The following is a 21,982-nucleotide window of genomic DNA, read 5'->3' on the forward strand; positions in this document are numbered from 1 at the left end:
AGAAAACCTTGGATTTACAGTTGATTGGAATCTGCTGCAAAGAAAGATGAAGGAAAATCTGAACAGCTATTGGGTGAGTTGGACACGAGCGCCAACCAAAGTAGCATATTTATTAACAGATAGCGGTATTGAGTGGGCTGTGCTTGGCGTTCTGCGTCTGTTTTACGTGTTGAGAGAGCATGAAATCCTCTCGAAAACGGAGGCTGGTCGATATGCTTTGGTGCATCTTCCACCAAAGTGGCATCAACTTATTCAAGAGGCAATTAACCTCCGTGAAATTCGGCATGGTTCCTCTTATCGCAGCAAAGTGAGCCGCGCTGTTGAAGCAGTACGCTTCTTACGCTATGTAATTAATGTATGTAACGAACAGGCATCTTCAAGAGAAAACCTTGATATGCAACTGTAAAAGCATCATCAATAAACTTCTTGCAGAAGTCGGGGAAAGGTATTGGGGAAGGAAATGGAATTTTTCTCTTTCTCTTTAACATGCACCCCAAATCAAATTCTAGTTTAAAATCCAAAACCCGAGCAGTATTGGTACCATTCGGGCCATCGCCCAATCATCTGCCGCCCGACGACAGCAATAGCGGAATTGCAGGTATAACTAATAACTTTAATAAACCTGATTAAAGAGAGCAGAGATGTCTGTCTATTACGGTGTTACAACTCCCGTCAACGAAACTGAAAATGCCTTTTCTCCTAATCTTAGGACACGGCGTAATTATGCCGCAGCAGCTACATTACGGTTGCTCAACTGTCTTTTGGGTGTTTAAACAAAAACCAAAGCCATAAAGATAAAAATTAAACATTGCTGCCTCTTTTAAAAGAACCATCTTTGGAAGTTTGACTCAATGACCACATCGCTGAAAACTGGCGGCAAATCTGAGCCTTGATTCTGAGAAGCCATAATGATACTAGACGCAACAATAATCAACTCTTACTTAGAGTTCCCTTGCTTTGCTTCAAAATTAAAATTCTGCTGGAAAATTGCAGTGTAATTGACTCAGTAAGACTGTCATATTTGCACTGGACTGCTGCTGTCTTTGCACCCAAAGGTCAATTAGCTGTTGCCGTTCTTGAAGAACCAGCAGAAACTGACGCTCATACTATTTTTTCAGCTTCGGTATCTGGGCTAAAGACTTCCACTACTTGAGTAGTTGTGGAGTTGGCGCTAACAGTGAAAGGTGTTTACCTTTCCAGTTTTTGGGATGTCCTCACTACAAACCTAACGCTACAGTGATGATAATTCCCTGAACGCTACAGTGATGATAATTCCCTGTTCAGCAGCCATTATAGAAAATCAAACTACTCTTCTCATTGAGCGATGGTTTATAATATTCTATAAAGATGATTAAGAAAAATGATTAAGCCTAAAAATGTGTATCGCGGACACTCAATGGAAAAAGTTGGTCACGGTAAAAGAGCGGTATTTAAAACAACTATCAACGAAAAAGAATGGTCTGCCATGACTGAATTAAACGTAAAAACAGCAATTGATGCTTGGATTGATGAAGGAGTAGAGCCTTAGTTATTGGCCTACAGAGCTTAAAAATGCCCTGGATAATCCGAGTCGGTGGGCCATCGCCATGAAACCAAAACTTGATTAACTCACCAATCGAAACACAGGTTTTTCTTTAGTGTTCGGCTGTAAGTTACCTTTACCAATAAATTCACTTCCCAAAACAGTAATATTGTCATAAAGAGTGAAGATTTCGTATTTCCACCCGTGTTGTGACCACTTCACGCCAGTGCAGTAACCGAAAGCTTTGGCAGATTTAACATAAACAAATCATCGGGTACTTCAAAAATCCCCAACCGCCCAATGTAAGGAATCGGACTGCGGCTTGATAGATATCTTTATGGGCGCTGATGTAAAAAGCTTCAACGCTTAGGCGATCGCTGACTCTAGTCATTGCTTCTGGGTCAAGCATAATCCCGCCTAAAATCGCTTCTTCAGCCTCGATGTTTTGTGGGGGCAAACCTGAAACTGGATAGTTAGAGCCAAAAGGAACTACGTTGTCTTGATTAGGGTGCATAATTAGGCTCTTAGTGCTAATTTTAACTGCGCTTCAACTTCTCTCAAATTCATGGAAAATGGTCTGGTGTTGCTCCCAGGAACAGCACGAAGTGTGGCTAAGAGCAGTCGAACTTGCTGGCGGGAAAGTGCCAACTGGTAGAATCGTTAAAGATGTGGTGCAGCGCATTATGGAAAGGACGAAAGTACCCAATACCTACCAGTTAGGTGAAGTCTGCCAAATCCTTGCTAAGGATAACCCTGAACTGAGGGGCAAGGGTGGGTGTTGGGCAATTGTCAACGATGTGGGCGAATTTAGTTGTACTGTCAAAACCTGGGATAGCGAGTACACGGTTGGCTTGCAACACCTGAAGTCCTACAGTTACTTGCCTGCCGAGTGTGAGCAGATGCAGATGATTTGCGATCGCATCAGTCGAGTATATTCCAGTGCATTGGAAGAATCTGTGCAGAAGTTTTTGGAGATGCTGGGGAAGCTGAACCGCTCTTATTTGACAGCTTTGGAAGAAAAAGTGTTGAGTCTTCTGGAGTTGGAAATCAGACCATAATGCTGCAAGTGATTAATTTTGGTATTCAAGGGATTCTACAAAGTAGAATTTTGACTTGTGCATTTATACAGGTAGGGGTGAGATTTTGGGACTGATTATTAGGGAAAGAGCAACGCTCGAACAAGTGGAGTTAATGCTGCAAACCTTGCGAGTTTACATTAAAGTGGCAGTAGATATAGAAAAAGGGATTTTAGCTGGAGGAGGAGAGAAACACGCTGAATCTGAAGCAGCATTGCTTGAAGACGGTAGTAGACAGCGAGATATCTGGGGTGCGGATTGGACTCCCTTTGACCAATCGATAGCTTATGAATCGATTATTAACATTCGTCAAGCGTCAAAATAATCGCTCAATGTTAATTCAAGACCCAGCGATTAAAGAACGTGTTAAAAAAATAACTCAGGAGTTAATTGGTGGATATGAACCAGAATTTAGATGAAAAACAAGCACGGTTTCAAGGCGAAAATACATCACATCGCTTAGGGCATATAGCTTCTAATTTAGCTAGGCTGAGAACATTTTGTGACACTGCTTACCCTGAAGCGGTCAAAAGTGTTGCAGATGAAACTATGTGTTTTATCGAATGGACAGCAGCAGAAATTGAATCTGAGTATGCCGAAGAATTGGTTAACATTCAAATCCAACTAGCACGTTGGAAATTAAAATTTGATAGTCTTTGGTCTAATGAGAGCGAACGTAAAAATATGTCCGAGCAAGCTAGTACTTGGTCAGAGCGAGTATTAGATATGTCAGGGTTGCTGTCTGAATCTATCTAAAACTTTAATCATTGCGGTATTCTAGATTTTGTAAAAAATATGAGCAATCCCTTATAGTTTCTGGACAAATAATTCATTTTGTATATGGCACTTATTGAAAGTTTTTTTGCGTTGTCCGCCTCTCAATTAAGGTTGTTGCGATTAGGTATTCGTAATTGAAGCACCTCAGAAAAACGTGAATACTTAACCGCATCAGTCGGAACTTGTAACGCTCCAGTTAAATTTGCTAGCACATTTGAAGTCATGTTGCAAAAATAGTGTACGTGATCCAGTTTTGACTTCAAGCGGCTGTAGAATAGCAAATAAAAGCAATCTTTGGTTTAATATTTCCTTTTACGGAGTTAAAGTTCAATTATTAACGACTAAAAGTGGTATACCAGTTGAGTTTGTCTTTATGCCTGGGAGTGCTGCTGATGTCAGAGCATTAAATAGTTTACCATTAAATCTACCACCTAGTAGTGAAATATATGCGAACTCTGCGTACACAGATTATAATTGTGAGGATGACCTCAGTGATAGTAGTGAGATTACACTAAATGTCATGAGAAAAAAGAATTCTTTGCGTCCAGATAAACCGTGGATTAAATATATCAAGCAATCAATTCGCCATGATATTGAAACAGTATTTAGTGCTATCACTAGTCTATTTCCCAAATCAATTCATGCAGTCACTTATAAAGGTTTTTTACTGAAATTACAAGCATTTATCTTTGCTTTTACTTTCAAACAAGCATTTATATAATTAGTAATATTTTATACTGATAGTTAAAGAATCTATCTCTCGGTTATGGGGTGACATAACCGAAGAGTTTTTGTGCGATCGCATGACTATCCGGGTGCTTCGCACCCAGAGTCGGGTAACACGCAACTTGGGTTAGATAGTTAAAATAATTTATCGTCCTAGTTTAGCAACGTATTTACCTTGTAAAACAATTTTACTATCATCTTGAATTTGATTAATTATTTTCTTTATATCAATACCTTTGCCAATTTACGAGGCTTGATATAGAACAAACTTAAGATTTTACGGGAGCAACGCGAAAAAGTGAGATCGGGGTTTAGTTCTCAATTACACTCTTATATTCTCAACAAAACCTGGTTTTTTAGTTGCGATCGGCATCCTGAAACAAGCTATATACGTTCTAGATTTTAGCACCTCACTGTTAGAGCGTTGCTCCCGATTTTACAGGCTTCTTTTTGCCATCAAGAAAAAACTGAGTCAATAAAATCCTGTATGGTTTTTGCGGAAGTAATTTTGATTTTCCTGTACGTCTGGATGAGGGTTATAGGTTTTGCCTAATAATTAAGCACACCCTTGTGTTGGGCTGTTTCGGCAAAAGTTAGACTACCTCTGTTTTTGGCAAAGGTATTGTAAATGTACACCCTTTATTTACATCTAACCCAACACCAATATAAGCATTCTATCAACAAGTATCTATTCTCTTGTTTCACTCAACCTCATATTCATCTTAATTTGTCAATGGCTGTAACCAATAAATTCAAGTATGCTGAATTTATCATGGCTACTAGTGCAGATTCCACAGGAGATAGCTTTGTTGAATATCAACTTTTCTTTTTGTACCTGGTTAAAACAACGTTATACAGTCATTGGAGTTTTATTGCTTGCGATGTCTATTACAGCTTGCAATAACTCTGCTACATCACAACTAGCATCTGCCAATCGCCCAACACTGGCAAATCTTTCGGACAGGTCTAATCCATCTTCTCCACCCGCCTCTGGCACACAAAATCCTGTAAAAAACCAGTCCCAAGAACAACAAGCAGTCCAACTCATTCATGATTATTACGATGCCATCGCTCGCCAAAACTATAAACAAGCTTACTTGGCTTGGGATGGAGATGGTACTACCAGTAAGCAATCATTTGAGGAATTTCAGCAGGGTTTTGCTAACATCGTATCCATTGTTGAAGAAGTCGGAAAACCAGGTTCTTTAGAAGGGGCAGCAGGTTCGCTATATATTGAAATTCCCGTTACTGTTACGGATGTTACTAGCAATGGAACTCCACAGCGTTTTCGTGGTAGCTATAAGCTGCGACGAGTCAATAACGTTTCTGGCTCAACTCCAAAGCAACGTAGATGGCATATCTACTCGGCCAATATTTCTCTTGAGCAGTAATTCCTCTAGCGTGGCTGCTAAAGTCTGATTCATATTTAATCTAACTTTTCCTATAAGGCAATCTGGTAGTGATTAACCAAGTACCGCCACCCGATCCTCATGGGTTTGACCGAGATGGTGATGGCATTGGATGTGAACGGTAGATGTGATTTTAAGAAGATTTTGGACAGCCTTTGTCAGGAGAAGTCGGACAAATTGTAAGCTGAAATAACTAAAACTTTGTTAAGGGAAGAATAAAGCTATCGTCTTATGTAGTCTAACAAAAGTTTACGGTTAGCTTTAGCCATCTAGGTGGCATTAACATAGCCCTTGGGTATCGCGTATTTGCCTATTTGCCCAGACTGGGGCATTTGGTTAATTCCTGAATCACACCAAAAGTGTGTCAGCATTATAATTGGCTCACTTTTTGTAAATGAGTTTGGCAAAGCGATCGCGTTGCTTCCGGGTTGGCGATCGCTTTAACTTTTCCTTGGTGTAGCCTTATGGTTGACACCAGTATATTAATAATATGATCATGTCAACTGGCGAGCGCAGTGAAAATAAAATTAAAGTAAAAATGAATATCACAGTAGATGTAACACCCATCGCTGCGTTTAGGTGGAATGAAGAAAATGCCCAAAAACTCAGGGAGCTTAGAGAGAAAGCTGGATATAGTAGACAAAAGCTATCTGATGCTGTGGGAGTTTCTGTAGCTTATATTCAGCAGCTAGAAACTCCTCACGTCTTTATTAACAAACCAAAAAAACCAACTCAGATGACTGTTAGTACAGAAATTCTAGAGAAACTTTGTGCTGCTTTAGATGGGGATATCACTTCACTCATTTGGAACATAGATTACAACAGTTAAGATAAATATCTACTACGCTTACCAGCTAAAAACACTTGACAACCACTGGTGAGCGTAGTAATATAGTAATCATAAGAGAGGAGACGAGCGCGATGCCTCTCAGAAAAACAAAGAAGCGCTCAACCCCAAATCCAGATTTGATTAACACAAAACATAGATTTGAGAAACAAGAACCCCCCGTCGTATAGCACAAGGTACGCCAGGTAAAGTCGGCTGGGGGAGATACTCAAGATCACTCAATAAATCCACTCATACTGCAATTAGGACGGCAACCGTGCAATACCTTCTCTACAGCCTTGTGGTGTGAATTCTTGCTAGACAATAACTGAAATTTAGAAATATGAGGCTACGCCAAATCTTTTTGAGAGCGTTGCGGTAAACCACAACGTTGTTTCACGCAAAACAAAAGGCGATCGCTACGTCTACCAAACTCTGCGATCGCCTTTTTACCCCAAACAAGAGGTATTTCTAATAGCTCCACGCTTCATAAGTAGGTGGGTGGGAAAATTTATAAGTATGTCATTGCGAGTGAAACGGAGTGTAACGAAGCAATCACAAGGACTTTGGCGGTTTTACATTTTGTTACATAGTTAGGTTAATTTGTGCCTACCTACTTATATCACAATTAAACGGCTACGCCAATGCGAAAGTGAAATGTATTGGTATTGAAGGCATCACCGTGCCAAAACGGGAAAATTGTACGCTAAGGCTGAAACACTTATCACCTAAGCATTTCAGCGATACTTATTTTCTTTAACCCGCAAAGGACGCAACTGGTCAAAACTGGTCGCCTGCTTCAAATTCCAGACATAATCGCCAGTAAGATTGATATGCTCCCATCCCAATGGTGACAAATGTTGCAAATATTCTTCAGGAATATCCATTCCCTGTTGTTTCAAATAATCCACGGCTTTTTCTAAGTACACCGTATTCCAAAGAACGATCGCAGCAATGACCAAATTCAACCCACTAGCCCGATAAAACTGGTCTTCATAAGAGCGGTCGCGCAATTCTCCCAGGCGATTAAAAAACACTGCTCTTTTCAAGGTATGTTTCGCCTCACCCTTGTTTAGTCCCGCCGTCGCCCGTCGCCGTAGTTCTGGACTCTGCAACCATTCCAGGGTAAACAAAGTCCGCTCAATCCTTCCCAACTCCCGTAAAGCTAAAGCTAAACGATTCTGCCGAGGATAAGAAGCTAATTTCCTCAACATCAAAGAAGCAGTCACCGTCCCCGTCCGAATTGAACTAGCAAGGCGTAGAATCTCATCCCAAGACTCCTGAATCAATTTCACATTACAGCTATTTTCAGGTAAATAGACCACGCGGTAAGGGCACAGCACTGCTGTGCCCCTACGACAGATGTGGTTCAAATACATGAAAACTGCTGTAATCTTGTCACCTAGTAGGGGTGCTAAAACCGAATCAGGGGAACTAGGTTCAAAAGTATACAATTTCTTATCAGGTAAATCTCGCATTCTGGGTGCAAATCTAAATCCCAGCAAATGGCACATCGCAAACACATGCTCTGTATAACCGCTTGTATCTGTATCGGTATCAGAAAGTAACGTCACAACGTGCAGAAGAAGTCGCACAATTGGCATTTAAAAACTTACAAAATTTTTTGGAATAGTTTCAGTATATAGCTTGATTATCTGGCAAGAAAAAATACTTTTTTCTCAAAATACTATCAAGGTGCAGGGAATACATACTACTCTGCACCAACAAAATAAGGCTAATCAGCCGCTCAATGGTAAAGGCTAAAAAAACAGTGGCTAAGATGCTTGCTAGGCAAGCTTTTCAGCCTTAGCGTACAATTTTACCGTTTTGGCACGGTGATGCCAATTGCAGCTAGAATCTTGCTAAACATAAAATCTCCTGAATCAAACAAATCAAAGAATTTTTAAACTATATTGAGCAATCTTCACCTTTAATTTCTTCTAAATAAAAAACTTCAACAAAGATCATTCATTAATGGCATTAGGAACGCAGATATTCTTTTGCACTTGTGTTTAGCGTCTAGTAGAAAAAAAATCAGCCTTTTGTCAATCGTCAAGAAACGAGACGTTTTTCTCAACCGACTCACGGCTTATATGCAGATGATTAGCGGGAAAATCAGGATCGGAATAGCCAACGGCTAAACCACAAATGATTAATAATTCCGGTGAGATGTTTAACTCATTGCGGATGATTTCGGGATAGGTCGCTAGCGAAACCTCTACACAGGTGCCAATACCACGAGCGGTTAGGCTTAACACCAGCGTTTGTAAATACATCCCCACACTTAAAGCATCGGCAACGCCCAAATCTTGGTGCATACAGACAATAGCAACCATTGGTGCGCCAAAAAATTCGTAATTACGCAGAACGGCCAACTGTCTGTTCGCTTTATCGTCACGAGTAATCCCCATCGCCCCGTAGACTTGCGCTCCCAGTTCCTGGCGGTAATGCTGGAAGGCAGAAGGCAGAGGAGAGACGTTGGGCTGCTGCTTGGCTTGGTTTAGTAAAGCCTCTTGCAGGCGATCGCGGCATCCGCCTTGGGCAAACACCAACCGCCACGGCTGGATGTTTGAATTCGACGGCGCGAACTGCGCTAGAGTGAGGGCTTCATCGAGTAAAGCCCGTGGCACTGGTTGGGATAAGAATTTGCGTGTTGAGTGTCGGTTTTTAATAGTTTGGTCAAGATCAAACATATTTTATCAACTATGAGAAATAAATGCGATCGCTTCCAGTGGGCGCTCCGCGCCATCGCTCAACTGGGGTTAAAATGATCGAAACAATTCATATAACCTTTTCTGGTTCCTGAATGGTTTTCAATGCCCAGATGCCAATCCAACAACCGAATCCATCCACAATTAATGTCAGAATGGCTGTGATTTGGAATAGCAATCCCCAACCTTCAAAGGAAACTTGAGACACATGATCCGAACTAATCACGATTAAATGATTGTAGATTCCAAAAAGAACTGATGCTGCCATTGAACCCAGCAAAAGCCAGCTACTAATGCGGTAAAACTGTGTCCAAAGTAAAACGACTGCAATCATGGGAATCGCATAAATCACAATACCCACAAATAAACTTTGAAGTATTGAGAGGGGAACTGGGATTTCCACATGCGCTAAACCATGTAGTCCGTGTACGATCGCATGGATAACCACGATCGCTGTTCCATATTGAGCAATCTTCATCTTTCTTCTCCCTTCAATTCTTAACTGGCATGAGCCACGGCGGTGTTAACCATCCATTCCAAGGGTCGGGGCTGAAAATTTAATTCACGTTTTGCCAAAGCATTTGATGCGCCTCGCATCTGAGTACCATAATAGACAGCATCCGCACCACTAATTCGCAGAGCATCCTCAACCGATACCTGGGGTGGTGGTGGAGCGTTGAGCCATTGGGCATAAGCAGAAAGCCACTGGCGCACTGCTAAGGGTTGATCGTCTGTAATCAGGTAAATGCCAGGATTGCCTCGTTCTGCTGCTGCAACTGTGGCGATCGCTGCATCTTCAATATGAACCCACGACCATACGCCTTCCCCATTCCCAACGATCGGGAACTGTTGCTGGCGAACCTGTTGGGCAACATCGCCATCGGGGGCAAACCAGGTACCCGGCCCGTAAAGGAAGCCATAACGCAGAGCAATCCCTTCTAGGTTGGGGTTCCCTAGTAAGTGACCTTCGATTTCAGTGACTATGTGAGCATCTGCTGCAACAGCAGGCGAGGCATCAAAAGCTAATGGCGTTTCTTCGTCTGCCAAGCCTGCACCAGGAATCCCCCAGAATGCGATCGACTGCCTCAGATAACGGCGCACGCCAGCCGCTTGTGCTGCCGCCAGCACATTGGCACCCCCTTCTCGACGGATACGAGTATTCAGGGCTGATGCTGCGCTCATCGACTCGCTAGTATAGGTTTTGGGCAGGGAAGTGAGTTGTTCAATCACCACTTCCGGCTGAGTGCGGGTGATGCCAGCTTTAACAGCATCTGCATCGAACACATCTGCGATCGCCAATTCCACGCCTTGTTCAGCTAAAGTTTGTGCTTTTTCTAGAGAACGTGTTAATGCAACTATTTCATGTCCTTGCGCTAGCAGTTGCACGATTAGCGTCCGACCGATCGCTCCCGTTGCGCCTGCAACAAAAATCTTCATTTGTGAACCTCCTGTTGAAACCTGTAAAATATTTGAGAATCGCTCTTTGTGTCCTTTGCGTCTTTGCGGTTCGTTTTTATTTCTTATACTTAAATATGATTTAGCGCATCTTCATACAGAATTGGTATAAGCCTAATGAAATCGCTTACTATCGGTGAGACACGGAACCTCAAACATCCCTAATGCGAACTTGCTTGAGCGGTAGTTACAGCAAATATCCCACACCTCACATTACATAGATTTTTAGCTTGCGTGTTGGCGTAGCTTCTAGTCGAGAATCGCTGCGAGTAATCTCTCTGTATCCCAGGCATCCCTATAGCGAACTCCATTAATAAATAAAGCTGGCGTATTACTGACACCGCTTTGTATACCGCCTTGAATGTTCTGAGCGACCCGCTCGGCATGAACATGGCCTGTCATGTCCTGAAGGAATCGATTGATATCAAGCTGTATTTCATTGGCATACTCTAGAAGATGTCCATTGTTAAGAGCATATTGATTCTCAAATAAGAGATTGTGCATCTGCCAAAACTTATTTTGCGCGGCGGCGGCTTCTGCCGCTTCTGCTGCCTTTTGTGCTTGAAAATGAATGTGTATACGCGGGAAATGGCGGAATACAAAGCATAATTGGATCTGTTGTTGAATCTCTTGAATCATCCTATGAATCTCACCACATGAAAGACATTGATAGTCACCGTATTTAACTAAAATGGTTTGTGCATCTATTGTTCCTTGGATGTTATCGTATTTTGAAATTGGTATGAGCAGCCCGTCACCATCGCTTGTCTGACTCATCGTTTTTTCATGCGGACTATAGATAGTATCGTTGCGATGAAAACGCTTAAAATAAGAGTAAAAAATCGAATGTTGTTTCTTTATTCTCAAAATATGTGAATTTCTCCCCATTTGTCGCATCCCCTCCGAGGAGTCTTTGCACTACCCCTAAGAATAGCGATTGACTTACTTTTAGGGTTAGGAAGAACCTATCCTAAAGAGCAGGTGAGACTCTCAACAGATGAATCTGTTGCTCTAGCTAAATTCTTAAAGTGTAATGATACCGCGCTTTAGAGCAACAATCATTGCTTGAGTGCGATCGCCTACTCCCAACTTACTCAGAATATTTTTGACATGGAATTTGACTGTTCCCTCAGCAATTGACAAAGCAGTGCTTATCTCTAAGTTACTCTTGCCCCTTGCCATTAGGCGTAGCACCTGCAACTCACGATCGCTCAGTTCTGGGCTACATATCCGCTCTGCCAATTTTGCGCCCACGGCAGGGGGAATATACTTTTGACCGTTGTGAACTGCCCGAATTGCTGTCAGTAGTTCATCCGGTTCTGCATCTTTTAAGACATAGCCCTTTGCACCCGATCGCAGTCCCCGATAGATGTCTTCGTCTCCGTCGTAGGTCGTCAGGACAACGATCCGAGCGTCGGCAAACTCAGCACAAATGGTAGCGATCGCTTCAACCCCATTTAGCTCAGGCATCCGCAAATCCATCAACGTTACATCGGGTTGATGTTGGCGGAACAATTCTACTGCTTCGCGCCCGTTGCACGCTTGTCCAACAACTGTCATATCAGGTTTATAGTCAATTACGGCTGCTAGACCTTCTCGCATAAACGGATGATCGTCGCTAATCAAGACGCGGATAACAGAGGAGCCTGGTGTAGGAGTTAAGCGATGCCATTGGGTCATAGTGTTGCTACTCTCACGATGATTTCTGTTCCTTGTCCCAGGTGGCTTTGAATCGTCAATTCTGCCCCAATCCGTTGGGCGCGTTCAGTCATTCCGAGTAATCCAAAGCCCCGACCGACCGAAAGGCTGCTGCCTTCAAACCCTTGCCCATTGTCTTTGATACACAAGACGATCTGCGTTGGCGTAGCCCGCCGCAGGCATCGCTCTGCCTCCCGCAGGCATCGCTCATACCGCAACTCAACGCAGATTTCGCTGGCATTTGCATACTTAAATGCATTGGTTAACGCTTCTTGTCCAATGCGAAACAGATTCGTTTCCACCTCTTTCGCTAAAGGATATGGTTCACCGAGCGCTTGGCAGATAACCTGCACTGAGGTATGAGAAAACATCTGAGCCGCGAGGCGATTGAGTGCGCTATGCAAATCGCCTTCTTCTAATATTTGCGGGCGGAGTGCTTCCACCGAGCGACGGGCATCTGCCAGCCCGGAACGCGCCAAGATACGCCCCGTTTTTAGGTGTGACTGGGCAGCATCTGGATCGAGCGTGATTCTCTGGGAGGCGGCATCTAAGTGAACGATGATACTAGTAAAAGCTTGCGCTAGTGTATCATGTATTTCTCGCGCCATACGGTTGCGTTCTTCTAAAATTGATGATTCTTCGGCGCGTTTGCGTTCAAGCAGTGCAGCATTTCGCTGTTCGCTAATATCTGTAATCAGACCATAATATCCTCTCACCTGAGCATTGAGATCGAAATCGGGGATGGAGGTGACAGCAACGTACTTTTTGCCCAACGGCAAAGGGATTTCTGCCTCATAGGTTATAACCTCCCCTGCTAGCGCTCGATTCATGTACGGTTCAATAATTTGATAAGTTGCCTCGCTCATGACTTCACGAACCTGCTTACCCACAATTTCATCTCGACTACAGCCATACCATTCCTCATAAGTTCGGTTGGCAAATCGATAGCGCCGATCTGTATCTATATAACAGATACAAGCGGGGAGAGCGTCGGTAATCAATCTTAGTTCCTGTTCTCGCTCGCGCAGTTCTGCCTCGCTTTTCTGTAAAGCGGCTGTTCGTTCTGCTACTTGTTGCTCTAGGGTAAGATTGTAATTTGCTAGCAATTGCTCTGCTTGCTTGCGTTCGGTGATGTCTTGAAAAGCCGAGATCGCATAAATCACATTGCCCTGTTCGTCAAATACTGGAGTTCCCCACCCTTCAACTGGAACGATCGCATTGTTTTGGCGAATTTCTAAATCGTCAATTCTCGTGCGATCGCCTTTCAACGCCCGCATGACTGGCAAGTTCTCAATGGGATATGGTTGCTCTGTTCCCGCTAGATAAAGTTGATAAATTTCTGCAAGTTGCTCTGGTGTCGCACCAGGAATAATCCCTTTGCCTAATAGTTGAATTGCCTGTTGATTGGCGTAGCAAGGGCGACCGAGTGTATCTACGACTCCAATTCCTACCGGCACCGCTTCCAGGAATTGAGCCATCTGATTTTCGCTCTTCCGTAGTTTGGAGTAGAGTTTGGCATTTTCAATGGCGATCGCTGCTTGGGTTGATAACAAGTTCAATACTTGCAATTGCTCTGGTGTAAATGCCCCAGATGCCAATTGATTTTCCAGATACAACACGCCAACAAGCTTACCTTGGTTCAGCAGTGACATACATAAGATTGATTGAGTGTGGTTGTGTTGAATATATGGCTCATTAATAAAATTACCTTCACGAGTCGCATCATTTAAAATGACACACTCATGAGTACGAATAACATAATTAATAATCGATTGCGGTAGGCGATTTGCTGTTGGGATAGATTGCAGCACTTGCGTAATACAGACATTATCACCATCATTGAGTTCGCAAGCAGCTTCAATTACCCATTCTCCTGAGTTTTCCAAAATTAGAAATCCTGTTTGTGCGCCAGCATTCTCAATTAAGATTTTCATCAAGGATTTGAGCAATTGATCTAGTTCAATTTCACTCGAAATCGCCTGCGATGCTTTTAGCACAGAGGCTAAATCAAATGCGATGGGTGAGTTGTTAGAAGTAGTTTTAGAAACTTTGGGAATTAATGTGTGAGTTACGTTCGATAACTGAGTAAATAGCTGCGAATAGCGAGTTTCTAAATCTCTTACTTTCGCAGTCGCTCCCCAACGCTCATAGCAGTAATGAGCTTCCTTCATATATGTTTGGGCAAACTTTTCCCGACCTCGTGCCAAATAATATTTTGCAGCCAATTCATAAGCTAATGCCTCTTCTTGGATATATCCATTTCCTCTAGCTCCAAGAATTGCTTGTTCGTAGAATTCTTCTGCTTCTAATAACTGACCTAAAACTCTTGCAATCTCTGCTTGTACTAAGTAATATTTATGCAAATGGTTCATTGGCGCATAATTAGCCCATTGCTTTATTTCCTCTTGATTAACATCAACATTTTTGAGGATTTCCGCCTGCGCTTGAGCGCTGCTTTCGGGGTATATTGCCAGCTTTGCCAAAGAGTCATAGAGGTAGTACAAAGGATAAAGTGCTGTCCCTCTTGCTTTGAGTAAATGTCTTTGTGCTTTGTTCCCGTTTTCAAGTGCCTGAGAATATTCAGAAAATAGATAGCATAGGAAAAGTTTGTTGAAATGTACTAGAAAAATTACGGCTCCATCTGTTTCATCCTGTGGCAGTCTATTTTCCTCATTGTAAGCTTCCCCAATTAGACTCGTTAGACTGACCGAGCGTCCCATCAAATTTAAGACAGACTGCTGAAATATTTGATTCCAGGCGAGTGGTGTTTCTTGTTTAATTTGATGGATTGCTTCACCGTAGGTTCTCAAATCGCATTCAAGTTCCACTAGTTCCTTTCCGGCGATAAAGGATTGCAAGCAATAAGTATGAGCGCAATAGGCAGCAAACTCTAAATCTCCAGTTTCTAACCCACTTTGATAACCTTCTGGTAATTGCTGTGATGTTTTTCTAATATGTTCTTTCCAGTGGATAATGAAGACATATACAATGAAAAATGTCTTAGCTGTGAGTGCATGGGTCTTAGACTGCGACAACAACCTCAGAGCAAGCTGTCCAAATTGGTAGCCAGATTCGATATTTCCGACCATCCCACAAAGAATTAGTCCAAAGTTGGCGTATGCAAAAGCAGAAGTAAAGGCATTGCCATACTGGATTGACAAGTTGACTTGTTTTGATGCTAGTAGCGGCATCAAATCAGGAGCAGCTATTTGGGCAGCAATCATGATGCTTGATAAAATTCGCATTGCTGCTAACTTGTCCGGGTCGGTCATTTCTGGTAAATGGCTCAAGCCTCCAATTGGCTTTTCAGCTAGAAGTGATGTAATTGTATCTATCTCAAGCTGAATATACGACTTACTTGGCTCTTTGGGAAAACTGATCCCTAGTTGTTGCAAAACTTGCAATGCAGTATCAATCGCTTTCAATGGCTGGCTCTGCGCCATGTCGGTTTGAATTTTGACCTCGTAAATTTTTACAATATCGAGAACTGTTTTGGCTTGTTGTAGAACGAGCGCAACCCAGTATTCTACCTGCTTAAAATTGCCACACAAATACTCGAATTCTGTTATTTCTAAATATAAATCTAAGGTCAAATTATAGTTGGTTTGCCAGCTAGAATCTGCTAGCCAAACTCTTGCTGTAGCTAAATATTTTTTCGCCATACTATAAGCGATCGCTGCTTTTGCTTTCTGCGCGGCAATTAAATTTAATCGAGCAATTTCATTTCGTTCTGGTTGCTCACTGACAAGCTCAATCCCATGATTCAAATGATCAACGATTTCAAATAACCTATCTGATAGGCACTCCGGTGAAGTTTTGTATAGTAGATTGCGACCAATTTGTAAATGAACAACTTGTTTATGCGCCTCATCGATTAAGGCGTATGCTGCTTGCTGTACGCGATCGTGCAAAAACTTATACTCTTGAATTAACAAGTTCTCATCTAATTCAGAGAGGGGTTGAATTAATCCAACTTGCATTACTGCTTGTAAATCTTGGAAAACCATTTCAGGTGGTTGATCACAAACAATCGACAACGTATCTAAATTAAATTCAGCACCAATGCAAGCAGCTAACTGAATAATTTGCTGTGTGTTCTCTGGCAGTTTCTTCAACTTGTGAAGCATCAACTCCACAACATTATTAGTGATATCTTGGGCTTGAATCTGAGAAATGTTCCACTGCCAGCCTCCTCCCCCCCTCTGTCCACCCTTAGTAAGGGGGTCAAAGGTCAACAGATTTTCGGTATACAGCGTCCTCAAAAATTCATTGACAAAGAAAGGATTACCCTCGGTTTTACGCAACACCAACTGAGCTAAGGAACGAACGGTGTCAGTATTGTGATGTAGTGTCTCGGCGATCAACTGATTCAACGGTTCCAGCGTTAAGGGTGTCAGTATAATTTCTTGAAAAACTACTCCTTTTTTTCGCAGTTTTTCTTGCATTAATGCCAGTGGATGCGTTGAATTTACTTCATTATTTCGATATGCTCCAATTAAAAATAGGGATTGGATTTGCTCATCTAGCAGCATCAACTCAATTAACTTCAGCGTTGCTGAGTCTATCCACTGCAAATCATCTAGAAAAATAGCTAGGGGATGTGACTTGGAACAAAACACCCGCACAAACGATTGAAAAATCCGATTGAAGCGATTTTGAGCTTCAGTTGCGCCAACTTCCGGCGCAGGTGGCTGTTTGCCAATAATTAACTCAATTTCTGGGATGACATCAATAATGATTTGTCCGTTGTTTCCTAAAGCTACAAGCAAACGCGATCGCCACTGTTGTACTTGTTTGTCTGGTTCACTGAGCAATTGCTGCACCAATTTTTGCAGAGCATTTGCGATCGCGCTGTAGGGAATATTGCGCTGAAATTGATCGAATTTACCAGAGATAAAATAGCCGCGCTTTTGGGTAATTGGTTTATAGATTTCTTGAACTAACGCAGATTTTCCAATGCCAGCATAGCCAGATACTAACATCATTTCGACTTGGAATTTTGGATTGCCCGCTTGTTCTCTGTGTGAAGTGGTTTCCGAATTGTTTGATAAAGCAGCGACGCGATTTGACTCTGAACACGCTACGCGATTGTCCTTCAGACACGCTATGCGATTGTCCTTCAGACACGCTATGCGATCAAAAGCTGCCAGTAACATTGTAACTTCCTTGTCCCGCCCATAAAGTTTTTGGGGAATTTGAAACTGACCGGAAGCGTCTTGAAGCCCAAGTTGAATGCTAGAGATTTGACCGATTTCTTCTAATTGTTGAACACAGATTTCTAAATCCGCTTTGATTCCCCAGGCATTCTGATAGCGATCTTCTGCATTTTTTGCCATCAGTTTGAGAATGATATCTGAAACTGGCTTAGGAATCGTTGTATTTATTTCATCAGGCGGAACAGGCTGTTTAGCTATATGACAGTGGACTAGCTCCAGCACGTCTGTGGTGGGAAATGGTAGTTGTCCAGTTAGCAGTTCGTAGAACGTCACACCAAGAGAGTAAAAATCGGTGCGGTAATCGAGTAAACGGTTCATGCGCCCAGTTTGCTCTGGAGATAGGTATGCAAGTGTCCCTTCTAAAACATGAGGGTTCTTGAAAGTCGGATTCGTGCGGTTAAATTGGGTGGCAATCCCAAAATCAATAATTTTGACAACACCAGTATCCAGATTGAGGACTATATTTCCAGGGTTGATATCTTTATGAATGACATTGGCTGCATGGATTCTGCCCAGAATGTCGCTCATTGCGATCGCAACACCGAGAAAAGTGGATAAGGGCATGGGGCAGAAGATATCTGGGCGCTTGTGCGTCCATTTCTCTAGGGACTCTCCCCCAAAATCTTCTAAGAGAATCATCAGAGTGCGTTGATAGTCCTGCTGGCTGTATGCTTTGATAACTCCTTCTAATTTTAGGGAGCGGGTAATTTTATATTCCTGTCTGTAGCGAGTCAGTTCTTGCGGACAGGGATAATCAAGCTTTAGCATTTTTACGACGATCCCTACTCCATCGTCTCTGATGCCCCGATACACTAGAGAATTAGAACTTTCATATATTTTGTCTTCGATGGCAATACCAGGTAGAGCAATCATAGAGCAACTCTTGAGAGGATAATCTGGCATACCTCAAACTATACAGCAATTCTCCTTGTTAGAAGGATTACTTACCGCTTCCTCCTATCTATAAAGAGTTTAATGAAATAATAATTTGGTAGCTAAAGTCTACTTTCAATCTCCAAAACATTCAACAATTTCTCTTCCACAGCAGTAAGATAAGGTCGATTCAGTTTCCCCAACGACTGCAACAGACTTTTGACTGTCTCCTCCAGTGAACTCGAATACACTCGATTAATGCGTAGGCGTAGCCCGCCGCAGGCATCGCTAATCTGCTGCATCTGCTGACATTCCTGGGGCAGGTAGTTGAAGGACTTCAGGTGCTGCAACCCAATCGTGTACTCGCCATCCCAGACTCTCACGGTGCAACTAAACTCGTTTACTGCGCTGACAATCCCCCAGCAGCCACCTTTGCCTCTCAGTTCGGGATTGTCTTTTGAAAGGATTTGACACACTTCACCTATCTGGTAGGTATTGGGTACGCGATCGCTCTTGAAGAGATACTGAAGGTAAAGCAAGAAGATCGATAGTGGCAGGATTAATCGCCATTGTTCAACTCCTGGGCTGGTATCCATTTCAATAAAATATCTGGTTGTATGTTGTATCGACTACAAATCGCGTCCATGACATCTCTGCCAAGATACTGAGCAGAATTGTTGTACAGGTTATATGCAGTAGTCCGGCTAATACCAGTTTCTTGCCAGAACTGATAAACGCTCATCCCTTTGCTGTCAACAAATTCCTTAATTCGATTTCTCATGGGCATACCTTATATTGCCACTGATATATTCACAATTAACTGTTATTGCAAAGTAGTTAACACTATTATAGAGTAATTGTAGTATAAAGTTAACTAAGAATTTAAAGCTCTTTTATAGCCACTGTAGAACCAAATACCCAACAAAGGTATTTACGTAACGCGGGAACGAGTGCGATCGCATTGTTGAATGACCTCCAGAAAAATACACCGGAGATTTATACCCATTTATCGAGATAGTTAGGCAATGCCAATAAGTAGCGATTTAATGCAGAAAATATTACCGTTACTTAGACCCGTGATGGAAAATGCAAACCAACGTCGGGCGTATTTATTTAGGGCATTGGGGACAGATACGCATGTGCAATATCGACTAGTTTTCGATATAGCTACAAATGATTTTATTCCTAACTTAGTGAATGATATCTTATCACTCTTAAAACCTGCAAAATCTCCTTAACAGCCGCTTTCTCCTGCTCCATCTCCTGAACTCGATTCAGCAACCGCTTGGGAATGTACTTCGACGACTTGACCAAGCGATCGCCCTCACTCCAAAATTCATAATGATAGTACACCTGTGAGTAATCCTTGCCATTCCTGGTAATCGTTCGCCAATGAATGCTCCCGCTCCCCTCCCCCTTATGCCGTCGCATTTTACTAAGGGATATCTGCGATTGAGAAGAGTTTTTACTAGGGCTGCTGCTCATCTCCCATAACCCAGATTTCTTAAAGAAGCGATCGCTCCCTTACTTGCTACTTTCATGACTCAACTTAGAGCAAATTTCCCTAACAAAAGGCGATCGCTCGATAGCTGCGATCGCCTCTAACCACATTCTCAACAATCCCCATTAAATCAATGCAACCAATTCGCCTCCAGAATCAATTCCTGTGCAGCATCTGGTAATTTATACCCCCGTTGATAAATCTCTTGTAAGACCACGCGCTCAAACTCAGAATTTGAGTCTGTTTGTTGCAGCAATGCTTGATATTGCTGATCACGAGACATTCCTTTAACTTGACAATTTATGGTACTTTCCAGCAATTGGTCAAGCCAGGGTTTGATTAAATGGCGATTAATCAAAGCATGATCAAACTGGTTCCGATAAGAGAGTAAGCATTCATAACAAGCTTGAACACAACTTTCTTTTGGTTCCTTAAAATGGCAGATATCTAAAGCTGCATCAGCAATTTTTTGAAACGCTTCCGGTTTTTCTAACAATTGAGAAAGGACACCTGCACCACCTTCGGCTGCTTCCCAAAACAGTAAATATTTACCTTGTCCTAGTCGTTCGGAGTCGAGTTCATCGGCTTCTAACTTGTAAACAGCTTGGATTGCTGTTGGGTGATATCACCTCTGGCGGAGCGATCGATGGTGCGGCGGGATTGTTCTAACTGGTTGACGGCTTCGGAATACAAATCACGCCAGCGATCGCAAGCTCTCTCAAAACTATTCAGTGCATTTTCGAGGGTACTTTGTAGCCAATTTACCGAATAACAAGAGACTTTTCGCAGGTCGTTTTGGCAGAAAACATCAGAGAGGATGGACTGGCTAGCTTGCAGACATTGGGCTAATTTGCCAGCACTTAGGGTTAATTGCTGCCGCACACTGTCTCTGAGGGGATAACCTTCGATTTCCAAGTCCAGAATTTTATTTAGGGAGTCATCCAGATAAAGCCCAGTGTGTGCTAGCCAAATTGAATACACATGAGATTTAATTAAATCTTGGTTTGCCAGTTCTAATTTCGGTGGGGCGACAACACCAGCAACCATTTGATTTTGGCGTTTAAAGAAATACTGGTCGTGACCGCTACCAATGGAGGCATAAGCAATTACTAAAGCTTCCTGTCCGCATTACCACTAATTGTAGTTGCCCAGGTTGCTTGATGTAACTGTTCATTTTCATCAAAAGCCCAGGTTTGTTTAATAACTGGAATGACTTTTCATTGCGAAAGTTGAAAATATCAAGATAATTCGCAGTTTGTGGTTTGTAATTCGTAATTGATGATTGTTTGGGTGTGCGTCCTAAGTGTTGGTCGATATATTGAGAGAGTTGGGTGGTGAAAGTGTCTGTCAGCGTCGAAGGGTCGAAGATTTCTTTTAGTTCTACATCCCATTCTTTGGGTATGCTGGTGAAGATTAGATTTAATTGTTCTGTTGTGACTGAATGAACAAAAATACCTAAATCTCACGCTTAGTTCGTGGTTAGTAATACTGATAATGACCCTTGACCCATACGCGATGGTGATTTCTTGTTATCCAATGCCCACGTATCCACCGACGACGCTCTGTTCGCCTAGCAAGTAATGTTCCGACTTGTGGTTTTTGAACATCTGGGTTGACTACTGAGAGTGCTGATGCCTGTTTTGGCATGGAGGCAACCAACACTGGTATTGCCACTATTGCTGCAATAATCCTGTTCATGAATCTTTTTCCTTTAGCGATCGCGCCCTCCCCAACGCCCAATCGCTAGTAAATTGCACAGGTGCGCCCCGCCCCGGTCTAAACTATGGCTAGCGACACCGAGCAGCCCGCCTTTGGCATTGCTCATCATAACCCATATATAAAGTTTCCTCGCTTGAATCATGCTGCTTTAACTGTGACCTTGAAGAGTGCTGTCTCCAAACAACTGGTAAATTCAACAGGAGCGATCGCTCTCAATTGCTCTTGAACAGTAGTAACAGCCGGAATTGATAAAACAAAATCGGCATCTGACAGGTTATGCAAGGCATACTCAGCCAGAAAGTTAGTAAGTGAAGAATAGACATCTCCGAAAACGGCATAAGTATCTCTGTGACTAACTTATAGGGTGCGATCGCTAGTTTCGCAATCCGGCTAGTTTATACGATAGAATAAGGCTTTGAGATATTTGTTGTTAATAATCAGACAAAAAAACGTAGTTATGTGCGTTCATTTTC

Annotated in this window: 26 protein-coding genes and 2 pseudogenes; 12 read left to right on the plus strand and 16 right to left on the minus strand. The window is 42.5% G+C overall.

Annotated features, from left to right (window positions below):
- From V7K27_RS32100 to V7K27_RS32115, 4 genes are all read left to right on the plus strand, one after another.
- Positions 1 to 406: aminoglycoside adenylyltransferase domain-containing protein (locus V7K27_RS32100; RefSeq protein ID WP_334952690.1), on the plus strand; the 406-nt coding region annotated here is incomplete at its 5' end.
- Between the two features lie 235 nt (positions 407 to 641).
- Positions 642 to 773, plus strand: coding sequence for a hypothetical protein (locus V7K27_RS32105; RefSeq protein WP_334952692.1), 132 nt, complete (start codon positions 642 to 644; stop codon positions 771 to 773).
- A 248-nt stretch (positions 774 to 1,021) separates the two neighbouring features.
- A complete protein-coding gene (locus V7K27_RS32110; RefSeq protein WP_292845846.1) occupies positions 1,022 to 1,153 on the plus strand; it encodes a hypothetical protein in 132 nt (43 codons plus the stop codon).
- Positions 1,154 to 1,360: 207 nt separating this feature from the next.
- On the plus strand, positions 1,361 to 1,528 hold the full coding sequence (locus tag V7K27_RS32115) for a hypothetical protein (protein ID WP_334952694.1): 168 nt from the start codon (positions 1,361 to 1,363) through the stop codon (positions 1,526 to 1,528).
- A gap of 75 nt (positions 1,529 to 1,603) precedes the next feature.
- Here the strand turns inward: V7K27_RS32115 and V7K27_RS32120 are convergent, their stop codons facing one another.
- Positions 1,604 to 1,744: a DUF1392 family protein gene (locus tag V7K27_RS32120; protein WP_334952696.1), complete on the minus strand. Its 141-nt coding sequence runs from the start codon at positions 1,742 to 1,744 to the stop codon at positions 1,604 to 1,606.
- Between the two features lie 31 nt (positions 1,745 to 1,775).
- Positions 1,776 to 2,036, minus strand: coding sequence for a DnaB-like helicase N-terminal domain-containing protein (locus tag V7K27_RS32125; protein ID WP_334952698.1), 261 nt, complete (start codon positions 2,034 to 2,036; stop codon positions 1,776 to 1,778).
- A gap of 58 nt (positions 2,037 to 2,094) precedes the next feature.
- On the opposite strand from V7K27_RS32125, the gene V7K27_RS32130 reads away from it, so the two are divergent.
- The 7 genes and pseudogenes from V7K27_RS32130 (at position 2,095) to V7K27_RS32155 (ending at position 6,339) form a co-directional block, all read left to right on the plus strand.
- Positions 2,095 to 2,580: a hypothetical protein gene (locus V7K27_RS32130; RefSeq protein WP_334952699.1), complete on the plus strand. Its 486-nt coding sequence runs from the start codon at positions 2,095 to 2,097 to the stop codon at positions 2,578 to 2,580.
- 55 nt (positions 2,581 to 2,635) lie between these two features.
- Positions 2,636 to 2,923, plus strand: coding sequence for a DUF5674 family protein (locus V7K27_RS32135; RefSeq protein ID WP_442947664.1), 288 nt, complete (start codon positions 2,636 to 2,638; stop codon positions 2,921 to 2,923).
- A gap of 74 nt (positions 2,924 to 2,997) precedes the next feature.
- Positions 2,998 to 3,354 (plus strand): hypothetical protein, encoded by a 357-nt coding sequence (locus V7K27_RS32140; RefSeq protein WP_334952700.1) that lies wholly within the window; start codon positions 2,998 to 3,000, stop codon positions 3,352 to 3,354.
- Positions 3,355 to 3,685: 331 nt separating this feature from the next.
- Positions 3,686 to 4,096: pseudogene (locus V7K27_RS32145) on the plus strand (transposase); the annotation flags it as partial.
- A 763-nt stretch (positions 4,097 to 4,859) separates the two neighbouring features.
- Positions 4,860 to 5,492, plus strand: coding sequence for a hypothetical protein (locus V7K27_RS32150; protein WP_334952702.1), 633 nt, complete (start codon positions 4,860 to 4,862; stop codon positions 5,490 to 5,492).
- A 68-nt stretch (positions 5,493 to 5,560) separates the two neighbouring features.
- Positions 5,561 to 5,635 carry an excalibur calcium-binding domain-containing protein gene (locus tag V7K27_RS36635; protein WP_442947665.1) on the plus strand — a complete coding sequence of 25 codons (75 nt, stop codon included), beginning with the start codon at positions 5,561 to 5,563 and terminating at the stop codon, positions 5,633 to 5,635.
- Between the two features lie 371 nt (positions 5,636 to 6,006).
- Positions 6,007 to 6,339: a helix-turn-helix domain-containing protein gene (locus V7K27_RS32155; protein ID WP_094345915.1), complete on the plus strand. Its 333-nt coding sequence runs from the start codon at positions 6,007 to 6,009 to the stop codon at positions 6,337 to 6,339.
- 346 nt (positions 6,340 to 6,685) lie between these two features.
- Here the strand turns inward: V7K27_RS32155 and V7K27_RS32160 are convergent, their stop codons facing one another.
- The 10 genes and pseudogenes from V7K27_RS32160 to V7K27_RS32205 form a co-directional block, all read right to left on the minus strand.
- Complete coding sequence (locus V7K27_RS32160; RefSeq protein ID WP_334952704.1) at positions 6,686 to 6,820, minus strand: hypothetical protein; 135 nt, start codon at positions 6,818 to 6,820, stop codon at positions 6,686 to 6,688.
- A 253-nt stretch (positions 6,821 to 7,073) separates the two neighbouring features.
- Positions 7,074 to 7,925 (minus strand): annotated as a pseudogene (locus tag V7K27_RS32165) (Tn3 family transposase); the annotation flags it as partial.
- A gap of 456 nt (positions 7,926 to 8,381) precedes the next feature.
- Positions 8,382 to 9,029: a nitroreductase gene (locus V7K27_RS32170; protein ID WP_334952705.1), complete on the minus strand. Its 648-nt coding sequence runs from the start codon at positions 9,027 to 9,029 to the stop codon at positions 8,382 to 8,384.
- A gap of 88 nt (positions 9,030 to 9,117) precedes the next feature.
- Positions 9,118 to 9,525 (minus strand): hypothetical protein, encoded by a 408-nt coding sequence (locus tag V7K27_RS32175; protein WP_334952706.1) that lies wholly within the window; start codon positions 9,523 to 9,525, stop codon positions 9,118 to 9,120.
- 20 nt (positions 9,526 to 9,545) lie between these two features.
- Positions 9,546 to 10,484: an NAD-dependent epimerase/dehydratase family protein gene (locus V7K27_RS32180; protein ID WP_334952708.1), complete on the minus strand. Its 939-nt coding sequence runs from the start codon at positions 10,482 to 10,484 to the stop codon at positions 9,546 to 9,548.
- Positions 10,485 to 10,751: 267 nt separating this feature from the next.
- A complete protein-coding gene (locus tag V7K27_RS32185; RefSeq protein WP_334952709.1) occupies positions 10,752 to 11,390 on the minus strand; it encodes a DsbA family protein in 639 nt (212 codons plus the stop codon).
- Positions 11,391 to 11,525: 135 nt separating this feature from the next.
- Positions 11,526 to 12,182, minus strand: a complete 657-nt coding sequence (locus V7K27_RS32190; protein WP_334952711.1) for a response regulator transcription factor — start codon at positions 12,180 to 12,182, stop codon at positions 11,526 to 11,528.
- Entirely contained in the window at positions 12,179 to 18,289 is a 6,111-nt protein-coding gene (locus V7K27_RS32195) for an AAA family ATPase (protein ID WP_334952712.1), read from the minus strand. The genes V7K27_RS32190 and V7K27_RS32195 overlap by 4 nt, the downstream gene beginning before the upstream one ends.
- Positions 18,290 to 18,411: 122 nt before the next feature.
- On the minus strand, positions 18,412 to 18,885 hold the full coding sequence (locus V7K27_RS32200; protein WP_334952713.1) for a hypothetical protein: 474 nt from the start codon (positions 18,883 to 18,885) through the stop codon (positions 18,412 to 18,414).
- A complete protein-coding gene (locus tag V7K27_RS32205) occupies positions 18,849 to 19,070 on the minus strand; it encodes a helix-turn-helix domain-containing protein (RefSeq protein WP_334952714.1) in 222 nt (73 codons plus the stop codon). The genes V7K27_RS32200 and V7K27_RS32205 overlap by 37 nt, the downstream gene beginning before the upstream one ends.
- Positions 19,071 to 19,314: 244 nt before the next feature.
- Between V7K27_RS32205 and V7K27_RS32210 the strand changes: the two genes are divergently transcribed.
- Positions 19,315 to 19,527: a hypothetical protein gene (locus tag V7K27_RS32210; RefSeq protein WP_334952715.1), complete on the plus strand. Its 213-nt coding sequence runs from the start codon at positions 19,315 to 19,317 to the stop codon at positions 19,525 to 19,527.
- Between the two features lie 393 nt (positions 19,528 to 19,920).
- Here V7K27_RS32210 and V7K27_RS32215 read toward each other — a convergent pair whose 3' ends face one another.
- From V7K27_RS32215 to V7K27_RS32230, 4 genes are all read right to left on the minus strand, one after another.
- Positions 19,921 to 20,400, minus strand: a complete 480-nt coding sequence (locus V7K27_RS32215) for a DUF1998 domain-containing protein (RefSeq protein ID WP_334952719.1) — start codon at positions 20,398 to 20,400, stop codon at positions 19,921 to 19,923.
- The gene (locus V7K27_RS32220; protein ID WP_334952716.1) at positions 20,379 to 20,837 is read right to left on the minus strand and encodes a hypothetical protein; all 459 of its coding nucleotides are present in this window, start codon (positions 20,835 to 20,837) and stop codon (positions 20,379 to 20,381) included. Before V7K27_RS32220 ends, V7K27_RS32215 begins: the two co-directional genes overlap by 22 nt.
- A gap of 432 nt (positions 20,838 to 21,269) precedes the next feature.
- Positions 21,270 to 21,488 (minus strand): hypothetical protein, encoded by a 219-nt coding sequence (locus V7K27_RS32225; protein ID WP_334952717.1) that lies wholly within the window; start codon positions 21,486 to 21,488, stop codon positions 21,270 to 21,272.
- A 159-nt stretch (positions 21,489 to 21,647) separates the two neighbouring features.
- The gene (locus tag V7K27_RS32230) at positions 21,648 to 21,791 is read right to left on the minus strand and encodes a hypothetical protein (protein ID WP_334952718.1); all 144 of its coding nucleotides are present in this window, start codon (positions 21,789 to 21,791) and stop codon (positions 21,648 to 21,650) included.
- Between the last annotated feature and the right edge of the window lie 191 nt (positions 21,792 to 21,982).

Origin of the sequence: Nostoc sp. (assembly GCF_036919575.1) — a bacterium.
Lineage (GTDB): Bacteria > Cyanobacteriota > Cyanobacteriia > Cyanobacteriales > Nostocaceae > Nostoc.